The organism is Streptomyces sp. NRRL B-24484, assembly GCF_000717715.1.
GTDB lineage: Bacteria > Actinomycetota > Actinomycetes > Streptomycetales > Streptomycetaceae > Kitasatospora.
In genome coordinates, this window is record NZ_JOAI01000089.1 from 1 (window position 1) to 10,672 (window position 10,672).

At 69.6% G+C, this 10,672-nt stretch carries 6 protein-coding genes and 2 pseudogenes; 1 reads left to right on the forward strand and 7 read right to left on the reverse strand.

Going from position 1 to position 10,672, the window contains the following annotated elements:
* Positions 1–507 precede the first annotated feature (507 nt).
* Positions 508–1,315: pseudogene (locus IE98_RS0140760) on the forward strand (transposase); the annotation flags it as partial.
* Between the two features lie 794 nt (positions 1,316–2,109).
* On the opposite strand, the pseudogene IE98_RS43965 reads toward IE98_RS0140760, so the two are convergent.
* From IE98_RS43965 to IE98_RS0140805, 7 genes and pseudogenes are all read right to left on the reverse strand, one after another.
* Positions 2,110–2,932 (reverse strand): annotated as a pseudogene (locus tag IE98_RS43965) (ribonuclease BN).
* A gap of 692 nt (positions 2,933–3,624) precedes the next feature.
* Positions 3,625–4,188, reverse strand: a complete 564-nt coding sequence (locus tag IE98_RS0140775; RefSeq protein WP_043176311.1) for a hypothetical protein — start codon at positions 4,186–4,188, stop codon at positions 3,625–3,627.
* 118 nt (positions 4,189–4,306) lie between these two features.
* Complete coding sequence (locus tag IE98_RS43970; protein ID WP_234443886.1) at positions 4,307–5,275, reverse strand: aminoacyl--tRNA ligase-related protein; 969 nt, start codon at positions 5,273–5,275, stop codon at positions 4,307–4,309.
* 146 nt (positions 5,276–5,421) lie between these two features.
* Positions 5,422–8,178 (reverse strand): cation-translocating P-type ATPase, encoded by a 2,757-nt coding sequence (locus IE98_RS0140785; protein ID WP_078661703.1) that lies wholly within the window; start codon positions 8,176–8,178, stop codon positions 5,422–5,424.
* Positions 8,179–8,484: 306 nt separating this feature from the next.
* On the reverse strand, positions 8,485–8,625 hold the full coding sequence (locus IE98_RS49900) for a hypothetical protein (RefSeq protein WP_159401249.1): 141 nt from the start codon (positions 8,623–8,625) through the stop codon (positions 8,485–8,487).
* Between the two features lie 324 nt (positions 8,626–8,949).
* Positions 8,950–9,315: a hypothetical protein gene (locus IE98_RS0140800; RefSeq protein ID WP_159401250.1), complete on the reverse strand. Its 366-nt coding sequence runs from the start codon at positions 9,313–9,315 to the stop codon at positions 8,950–8,952.
* Positions 9,316–9,405: 90 nt separating this feature from the next.
* Complete coding sequence (locus tag IE98_RS0140805; protein ID WP_052391602.1) at positions 9,406–10,314, reverse strand: slipin family protein; 909 nt, start codon at positions 10,312–10,314, stop codon at positions 9,406–9,408.
* Positions 10,315–10,672: the final 358 nt, after the last annotated feature.

Here is a 10,672-nt window from a genome sequence, read left to right on the forward strand (position 1 = left end):
AAGTCCCGGGAGCGCAGCACCGGTTTCATCCGACATGGCTCGCCACCTGTCCGTGGACACACACACCGGCCCCACCGAACGAGGGCCGACCGTCGGGGAGCGGCGGCCGGGCCGCCCCGATACCCCCACGCTACTCCGCCCGCACCACGTCACCCCGACCGACCGGGCGGGTGCCGGCCGGACATCGACGAGGCAGTCCTGAACGCCCTGCGGGCAGCGCGGGCCCGTCCCGGGAAGTCGCCTGGCTGCAAGCCGCCGAGGCCGGACGCGTCATACCCGCGTCGCATGCCCTTCGTACCCCCATGCGACCGTGGCCTCGGGCGTCGAGATCGTGCGGGACCGAGGAACCGTGCACGACCCGGCCCGGACGTGCGCGCTACGGCCACTCTGCGTACCCGGCGGCGGAGCTCTCCGATCCGCCCGCTTCCCAGACATCGGCGACAACGCGTGGCGGTTGCATCGGGCCCGGATCGTCCCCGCCCTGCCTCACGGCCGTGTCGACCAGGAACTCGGCGCACTCCTGCGCAGTTCCGTCGAAGTCGCCCTCGGCGTGGTGATCTCCACCCAGCCGCTGGAGTACTTTCCCGCCCCGGAACGGGCCTTCGACTACAGCACCTCCAAAACCGCGCTCATCCTGCTGACCGGCTACCAGACCCCCGCCACGCTGCGGCGCATCGGCCGAACGCGGCTGGCGACATGGCTGAAGAACCACGGCGTGCGCACTGTCGCCATCGCCACGAGCGCCGCCCAGGCCGCAGTAACCGCCGCCGGGGCCCAGCACACCGCCGTCCCCGGAGAAAAGACCGCCGCGACGATGACCCACACCCTGTCCAGGGAGGTGATAGCCCTCGACGAGAAAATCGACCAGTTCAACGCCCTCATCGAGGACCGGTTTCGCGAGCACCCAGACGCCGAGGTGATCACCAGCATGCCCGGCATCGGAGACATGCTCGGCGCCGAGTTCATCGCCGCCACCGGCGGCGACATGTCTGCCTTCGGCAGTCCCGACCGGCTCGCCGGAGTCGCCGGCCTTGCTCCCGTCCCCCGCGACTCGGGCAAGGTCAGCGGCAATCTCCAACGCCCGCGGCGCTACAGCCGGCGCCTGCTGCGGATGTTCTACCTCTCCGCCCAGGTGGCCGCCATCCACTGCCCCGAATCCCAACGCTTCTACCAGCGCAAACGCACCGAGGGGAAGTCCCACAAGCAGGCCGTGCTGGCCCTGGCCCGGCGCCGCCTCAACGTGCTCTGGGCCCTCATACGCGACCACCGCACCTTCGAAGCAGCCATCGGCCAGCCGGCTACCACCGCAGCATGAGGCCATCACTCGGCGTCACCGCTCCGGCTTGACAACATCATTGGGAATCCTCCTGACCGGTCCGCGGCCGCTCCGCGGTGCCTCCCGCGCGCAATCCATGTGCGCCACGGTTCCCTGACTTTTCTGGTTGAACATGAGGGTGTGGTGATTTTTGAAAAGAATTATGTGCACGAGGTGCCCGGATTCCAGCAGTGCGGAGTATTCTGGAAAGTGCCGGGAGAAGTTACCGGTAGGACGATCGCGAGGAGGCGAATATGTGGATCCTTGAGGCAGGATTCCTGACTCTGCGACTCGCGATCGCAAAAGTGTCCGCCCTTTCGGTGGGAAGATCATAGGGTGACGGAGACGTGGATTCAGGTCCTGTTGTTCCGGTCGGTGTGACGTTTGCGCAGGCCGGGAAGGTCGCCTCCGCAGCGATGCGGGGGCGGCCTTTTGTGGGGTGGCCGAGTGCAGCGGTCCGCGAAGGATGACCGCGGCTCTCGCCGAGTTTCCCGACCCTGCTGGTCGGGGCTCCGAGGAGGTGGCAGGTCGCGACCATGCTGATCAGGGCCTGCTCGGCCCGGCGTCGCCGTTCCAGAAGCCGGCTGGGGACGTAGGCGCCCGAGCGGATCCCCGGGGACGGCCGGGCCGATCGTGCCGACTCGGATGCCCCGGTCGTGATTGGATTATCCACTGCGGGAGCTGACACGTTCCTTGCTCGGCCTGCGGTACTCGCCGCCGCCGGGCTGCCGCCCTCGGCGCGGGCGGCGTCGAGTGGGTGTCGCTCACGAATCGGCACGACGGCGCGTGGGCTCTCACCTTCGCCGTTTCAGCGCACGTCTCACGCGCGGGAGTTCCTCGTCGAGCGGTCGGCCGACCAGCGCGCCGCCAAGGGCGACGACTCCCACGCCGACCAGCCGGGACTGGATGACCAGCACAGACCCGAACGAGCCGTAGGTGACCATGTTGGAGGCGATCAGCGGCGAGAAGGCGAGCCGGGAGGCGAGTCTCAGGCCGAGCAGTCCGACCACGGTCACCACGGCGCCCGGAAGCAGGGCGCGCCAGCGCACCCGCCTGCCGAGGAGCAGCCACTGCGACCACCAGGCGAACAGGACCGCGGTCAGTACCGCCACCAGGCTATTGGCCGGGGACCGGCGCCAGAGCGCGCCGGTGGCGGACAGGAAGAGGAATCCGATCAGAACGGCGAGCCACAGCACGTGCCGCCAGCGGGTTGGTGGCAGGTTCCAGGCCTTCTCGTAGCCGCTCTGCACCGCGGCGCCGAACGACAGGCCGAACACCGCCAGGGCCGCGAGACCGAAGGCCGTCGTTGTTCGGAATGCCTGGCCGGGGCCGCCCGAAGAGCTGCTCGACCTCTCGTCTGGAAGCAGGCGACACACCGAGCCTGTCCCCCAGCCACTGCGCGAACCCCCGCCCGCGGTCCGGATCGGCCGCGGAGACCACGATCAGCAGCGGGACCAGAGTGAGGAACCCGAGCGCCGCGAAGCCCAGTGCCCGCTGTGACAGCTGCAGATCACGGCCCCGCGCCCAGCCGCGCCCGGCCGGCGACCGGCGGACCACCCGCCGTAGCTGTCGGAACAGGGACGGCTTGCCCGTATCGCCAGGGGGTCCGATCGGCATGCACGTTGACCACCACGATCGATGCGCCGCTGCTGTAGGGCGCGACCACAGAGGTCGAGTCGGATCCTCGGGTAGGGCGGGCCGCGGAACGGCCCGGAGGGGACCGGGACAAACGACCCGGGTCAGCGTCCTCGGCCTCACCCACGTGCAGCTCGCCAATCTTGGTCCGACGTCGCTCCGATCGGTTGCACGAACGGAGCGACGTGGCTCCTGATCCCGTTGCCCGACCGGCGCTCAAACAACCCCGCCCGAAACAGCCAGGGTACGTACCGCAGCGGTGGTGGGCCGCCTGCCCGGCGGCGCGGCTCGTGGGCGCACTTCTTCTCCCACCGGACGTCGATGCCGGGGCGGCAGGGTCGCCGGGGTCAGCGGGAACCCCTGCGTCCGGCGATGACGTGGGAGACGTTCGAGAGCGCCGCCGGCCGCGCCCGCCCCGTCCGCCGGCTCGTATCGCGGCCGGGCCGGTTGTTGGCGCGGCATCTCGTTCTCGCGCCTCAGCACCAGGACCTCCGCTTCGAGGTCGAGATGCCAGGGCGCGATGAGCACCAGGAATCCGAGCACACGCCGCACGAGTGGATGGACCGTACGAACGAGCGTCCGGTGATCACGCCAGGGCGGGATGCTCATGCGGGCTCCGTGCAGGTCGGCGGCGTGAGCCGAGTTCTCGAGCCCCGCAGGTTCAGGAGCGGGCCTCAGTAGCCACCGCCGCCCGTGGAGCTGGCAGACGGGGAAGCCGACGCGGAGGCTGGGCTGGTGATCGCGTCACCGCTGGGACTCACCACGTACCACGAAGCGCCGAAGGCGTTGACGCCCTGACCGTTGGTTTCTCCGGGCTTCGTGTCCTTGAAGAAGTAGTACAACGGGTGGCCGTTGTAGGTCACCTGGGTCGAGCTGTCCGAACGGGTGGTCGTTCCGACCAGGGACGCGGTCACTCCGCTGCTGTCGGGTGCCCCGGTCGTGGTCTGCGGCGGCCAATTCTGCGTACAGGAGCCGTTGCAGGTCGAGGTCGTCCCCGTATCGGCCTTGAACAGGTACAACGTCCTACCGGAACCGTCGACCAGGATCTGACCGAACGGCGAACTCGCCGTCTTCACCGTGGCGACGCTCCGGCTGGGAGCAGCGGAGCCGGCGGCGGTCGTGGGGGCGCTGGTGCTCGCGGTCGGGGTCGAGGAAGCCGTGGTGCCGGAACTGCCGCATCCGGAGGCAGCGGCTGTCATGGCGGCCACACCGGCGGCAAGAGTGATGAAACGATTCATTGGGTACCTCTTGATCCTGGCGGCGACGTCGGTCGGCCGACCGACGGTGACTTTCCGAACCACGTTAGGCACCGATGCCCGACCTGCTTCCGCGGGCGGTCCGGCCCTGCGCCGACCTTCACTCGTGCGGGTGACCGAGGGGCCGCAGCGGTGTCCGACTGTCAGTCAGAACGTCCGTGTGCATCAGCCCACCGGTGCCATGCGGCCGCCTATCCGCCAGGCCTCCAGGGCCCGCCCAAGGGCCCGGTGTCCACCTCCGTGCCCCGCCCATGCTGCCGCTGGACGCCTCCACCGGGATGGCCGGAATCCCCAGTCGCGCGAAGATCCGCAGGTAGACCTCACGGTGCAGGTCGAACGACCGGTCCAGGCCCTCCTGCGTGAGGCCGAAGCTGTAGGAGTCCTTCATCGTGAACTCCCGGGTCCGTAGCAAGCCGCCCTTGGCGCGGGGCTCATCACGGAACTTGGTCTGGAACTGGTACCACGTCTGCGGCAGTTCGCGGTACGACTTCAGCTCGGTGGCGAGCGACGTGAAGATCTCCTCGTACGTCATGCCCAGCGTCAGTTCGGCGCCCTTGCGCTCCTTCAGGCGGAACATCTCTTCCCCCATGGCGTCCCACCGGCCGCTGCGCCGCCACACCTGCGCCGGGTGCATTGCCGGCAGGGAGAACTCCTGCGCCCCGATGGCGGTCATCTCCTCCCGGATGATGGTGACGATCTTCGACCGCACCCGGACGGCGAGCGGCAGCAGCGAGTAGTGGCCCGCCATGAGCTGCCGGATGAATCCGGTGCGAAGCAGGAGCTGGTGGCTCGGAGCGTCGGCCTCCGCCGGGTTCTCGCGAAGGGTCGGGATGTGTGTCTGGGACCAGCGCATGGCCGGCAGCTTTCGTTCGACGGCCGACGGGTCTGCCGCGGCCGTTTCCAGGGGATCTTCGACAGGAGACGGATTGATGCGTTCCGAAGGTTCGTCGGCGGTTGTCGGTGACTCCAGTGGACCCGCATCCGCAGGCCAGGTGCGGCCCGCCCCCTTCGATGGTGCTCCCTGCCCGAGACATCCGGCGACGCGAGTGCCGGAGACCAGCCCGAGCATCCGGCCTGCTCCGGTGTCCGCTGAGATCGTGGTCCAGCCCGGCGCCCTCACTGGCACTGAGCCGTTCCGTGCTTGGCCGGTCACGCCCTCGCAGGTGCGACGATCGGTGACGTGGGTGCGATCCAGGGGCGCGCGCAGCGTCGAGGTTATTGCGGTTGAGGGGAACGGGAGCTGTGTCGTCGGATCAGGTAGCGGCGGAGTTCGTCGGCGCCCCAGACGATGAAGGGGTAGGGCAGCAGGAACAGCAGGTCGCTCGCCGGGAGGGCGGCGGTACCCAGCAGCTTCTGGAACGGCGGGGTGTAGACGAAGACGGCTGCGAGGAGGAGCTCGCCGGCGATGGCGGCGAGGAGGTAGCGGTTGGACAGTACGCCCACGGAGCGGAGCGAGGCGCGGGTGGTTCGGACGGCGAAGGCGGTGCCGATCTGCCCGGCGATCATGCCGAGGAAGGTCATGGTCGTGGCCTGCTGGTAGGCGTGGTGCAGGGGCTGCCCCGGCTCGGTCGGGTCGCCGGGGGTCCAGCCGGCTCGGGTGAGGACGAAGAAGAAGCCCGTCATCTGGAGTGCCGCGACGATGGCGCCGAGGAAGAGCCAGGCGCGGAGAAGCATCGGGCCCTGGATGACGCCTTCGGATCCGGGCCGGGGCGGGCGGTCCATGAGCCCGGGTTCGGCGGGTTCGCGGCTGAGGGCGAGGGCGGGGAGCGTCTCGCTGCCGACGTCGAAGGCGAGGAGCTGCAGGATCGTCAGGGGGAGGGGGATGCGGCCGCCGCCGAGCGCGAAGAAGAGGAACGGCATCACCTCGGGTGTCGCGTGGGCGAAGATGTAGATGATGAACTTGCGGACGTTGTCATAGATCCGGCGGCCGTCGCGTACCGCGGTGGCGATCGACGCGAAGTTGTCGTCGGTAAGCACCATGGTGGAGGCCTCGCGGGCGACGTCGGTGCCGGAGCGGCCCATGGCGATGCCGATGTCGGCGCGGCGCAGCGCCGGGGCGTCGTTGACGCCGTCGCCGGTCATGGCGACGACGTGTCCCTCCTCGCTCAGTGCGTCGGCGATGCGGAGCTTGGCCTCCGGGGAGGCGCGGGCGAAGACGATGTCGGGCGTCCGGCTCACGAGGGCGCGTAGTTCCGTGTCGCCGAGCTCCTCCAGCTGCTGGCCGCTGATCACAGTGGGGTCGCTGCCAGTGATGCCGACGCGTCGGGCGATCGCGGCCGCGGTGAGCGGGTGGTCGCCGGTGATCATGATGATGCGGATGCCGGCGGTGCGGCAGTCGCGTACGGCTTCGGCGACTTCGGGGCGGGGCGGGTCGAGCATGGCGATCAGTCCGGCGAAGCACAGGTCGGTCTCGGCGTCGCTCCGTCGGTGCGGTGGCCGGCGGTCGGGGGGCAGTTCCCGTTCGGCCAAGGCGAGCACGCGCAGGCCGTCGGCTGCGAACGCGTCGACCTGGGCGGCGATGCGCTGCCGGTCGGAGTCGGTGAGCGGCAGCTGCCTTCCTTGGGCGGCGAGGAACGTGGTGCAGTGCGGCAGGAGTGCTTCGGGTGCTCCCTTGGTGCGGACGGCGAGCCGGCCGTGGTGTCGGTCGATGGTCGACATCAGCTTGAGTTCCGGGTCGAAATGGAACTGCCAGCACCGGTCCGACTCGCGCTCGGTGGCTGCGAGACCGGCACCGAGCTCGCGGGCGGCGAGCAGGACGGCGATCTCGGTGGGATCGCCGCTGGGCTCCTCACCGGGTTCGAGGCGGGCGTTGTTGCAGGTGGCCGCGATCCGCCCGACCGTGACCTGGACCGGGTCGGCCGGGATGCCGCGCCCGAGCGCCGCGGCATCGTCCAGGTCGACGAGGCCCGAGGCGGTCCACACACGGGTGGGACGCATCCGGTTCTCGGTGATGGTGCCCGTCTTGTCCGTGCAGATGACATCCGTCGAGCCGAGGGTCTCCACCGCGCTGAGCCGTTTGACGAGGGCACCGCGCGCGGCGAGCGCCCGGACCGCCACGGCGAGCGCGAGAGTGATGACGGGCAGGAGCCCCTCGGGGACCATGCCAGCCAGCAGACCGGCGGCGAAGACCACGGAGTCGACCAGCGACAGGCCGATGCCGAACGCGGCCAGCGGGATGAAGGCGAGTGCCAGGGACACCGAGACGATCGCGATCAGCCAGGCGACCCGGCGCACCTGGCGCTCAAGTGGGCTCGGCTCCTGCTTGACCCGCTCGGAGAGCGCGGCGATGCGGCCGAGCTCGGTGTTCATCCCGGTGGCGAAGACCACGCCGTGCGCCTCGCCGCCCGTGCAGCTGGTGCCGCTGAAGACGAGATCGTGCGCCGTGAGCACGGGAACGTCCACGTCCAGGATCGCGGCCGAGCGCAGCGTGGTCACCGACTCTCCGGTCAACGCCGACATGTCGACCTCGATGGCCCCTTGCAGTAGGCGGATGTCGGCGGCGATCCGGTCACCCGCCTCGATGACGACGATGTCGCCCGGGACCAGTTCGGTGGCGTCGATCTCCCGGGGGACACCGTCCCGCAGGGCCTTCGCGCGTTGCGGGATGTAGGCGGCCAGCGCCTCGACCGCGTGCTCGGCGTGCACCTCCTGGACGAACGCGAACGCGGCGTTGAGGAAGATGATCAGCACGACCGCGACCGCCACCACGAACGAGCCCACCGCCGTGAGCAGCGCCGCGGCGAGCCACAGCAGCAGCGCGAGCGGGTGCGTGAACTGGCGCGCAAGCTCCCCCGGCCAGCGTCGGCCGCCACGCCTGCGCAGTTCGTTGCCGCCGTACTGCAAAAGCCGCTGCTGCGCCTCGACCGAGGTCAGTCCGGCTCGCGAACTGTGCAGATCGCGCAGGAGCAGCTCTGAGGCCTCCTCAGGATCGAGCCCAGGCGGCCGCACCCACGTTTCGTGTCGACTCTTCACCGAACAGACGTTAGGTCCGGCTCGGAGCCCGCCGGCGGAACGACACCTCAGGCCGAGCCTTGTGGCTGCCCGTGCAGCCTGGGGGAGGGAGGCAGCACACGCCGGCGGCTGCGGGGTGCTCCCGATCGCGCCACCTGTGCTCGCGCAGCAGGATGGAAGGAGTGACCGCGTGAGGAGGTCGAGATGGCGGGCGATCTGCTCAGCTGAGCACGCCGAGTGCGCCGTAGTGGGCGTCGACCAGGCCCATCGCGGTGGTGATCACCCGGCGGAGCACGACCGGCAGCTCCAGGTCCCGGCCCACCGACATCACCCGTCCAGCAGGTCCTGGAAACGGCGCTGGGTGTGGGCCAGGTCCCGTAGACGTTCGACGATCCGGTCCATCTCGTCGTCGATTCGATGGCTGCGGTCGGAAACGTCCGCCCACCCGGATCCATCCTCCGGATTCACCCGGCCCACCTTCGATTCCCCTGCTGGACGGCCGCACCTTCGACGCGTTGCGCATCCAGGAGACGGACGCATCGGCGCGTCGTGCTGGTTTCAACCGTAGGCAGGCTCGTCGCCGATCGCTACTGCGACGGGCGCCGCTGATCCTCGGCCGCCGCGGCATCACTCGGTCGATCTCCCGCGGTGGGGTTGCCACGGTTCTCGACCTGAGCGGCCGCGGTGGGCGATCGGGAGGGGTGCCGTAGCCTGTGCGGACTCCGCTACGCCCGGCGGTGCTCCCACGCCCGCCCGGTGACGTGCGACCATGCCCTCCGCTCGGCAGTGTCGTCAGCGGTGCCACCGTCGTTGCTCTGCCATTCGGCGCCGGATGACGACCAGGTCGATCACCGCGACGGCGGTGGACACGGCGCACAGCACGGCAAGGCCAGTGAAGAACGCACGGTCGGCGCGCGGTGCGGGGAGTGCGTTCGTCGCGAGCAACGTGAAGACGATGGTCCCGAGCAGGAAGAACGGGACGAAGATTCTTCCGAGTAGTCGTCGGGCCGGCAGATCACTGCGCGCCCAGCGTGGCTCGGTGCCGACGTGCCGCCACCGCCGGGCGGCGGCCCGCGAGCGGTGGTCGGCCGCCACGGCTTTCCAGCGCTCGACGAGGCGGCGCGGCCCGTGGTGCGGTGTGTGGAACGGCTGCGTCATCATCTGGATGGTCTTCCGTACGGTGTGCTCCGCGCGTCGCCCGGTGAACGCCGCGCGCCCTCGGCCTCGGCCGGCGGAGGACGGTGGTGTCTACGGGATCCCGGTCACCCCGTTGGGTACCGGTACGTGAACGGGGTCGGGCGCAGGCAGGTGAACGGGTTTGGCCGCGAGCTGGGCGTCCGGGGCGTCCGGGGCGTCCAGGGGCGGCTGTGGTGCGGGAGCGGCGGCCGCGGTCGCCTCGCGGGAGAGGAAGGAGCCGAGTTCGCCGATGGTGCTCATCAGGGGTGCGGGGAAGACGACGGTGCTGTTCTTGTCGACGGCGATCTCGACGAGGCTCTGAAGGTTGCGCAGCTGGAGGGCGAGCGGGTGGGCCATCATCGTGTCGGAGGCTTCGCCGAGTGCGGAGGCGGCCAGGGCTTCTCCCTGTGCGCTGATGATCTTGGCGCGCTTCTCCCGCTCGGCTTCGGCCTGCTTGGCCATCGCGCGTTTCATGGTGTCGGGCAGCTGGATGTCCTTGAGTTCGACCAGGGTGACGTCCACGCCCCATTCGGTTGTGGTGACGTCCAGGATCTGGCGGATGTCCAGGTTGATGCGGTCGGTCTCGGAAAGGGTTTCGTCCAGGGTGTGCCGGCCGACGACCTTGCGGAGGGTCGTTTGGGCGATCTGGTTGATCGCGGAGCTCACGTTCTCGATGGCGATGACCGACTTGATGGCGTCCACGACGCGGAAGTAGGCGACGGCGGAGACATCGACGCTGACGTTGTCGCGGGTGATGATGCCCTGGGACTGGATCGGCATGGTGACGATCCGCAGCGAGATGTGGTGCATGACATCGGCGAACGGGATGATCAGGCGCAGTCCCGGGTCGCGTGCTCCGATGATCCGGCCGAACCGGAAGACGACCCCCTTCTCGTACTGGCGGACGATGCGGATCGACATCGCGAGCCCGATCAGGACCAGGATGACGAGCACCACCAGGACTGCGATCACGGCGGTCATTTCGGCTCCCTCCGATGGCGGACCTGCGGCAACAGCCAGGCCCGGGGACGCGTCGCCAGGAGCAGAGCGACCAGGAGGCGCGGGGCCGGTCTTCGGTCCTACCGCGAGCCTGCCCCGCACCCGGAGCGAGCGACAGGGCCGAAGGGGCCTAATGCCGTCGTGACCGGCCCACACGTATGCAACATCTCCCACACCGACGGGTCGGCGATGGAGTCCCCGGGACGCAACCGTTGCCCCAACACCGGACCGGAGCGGATCGTCGTCAGTACTCGGAGCCGCTTCGCAGGTAGGTGCCCGCGACTTGGAGCCACGCTCCGGGGCTGAAGCAGGCCTCGATCCGGTGGGGCGTGTCCTCGAA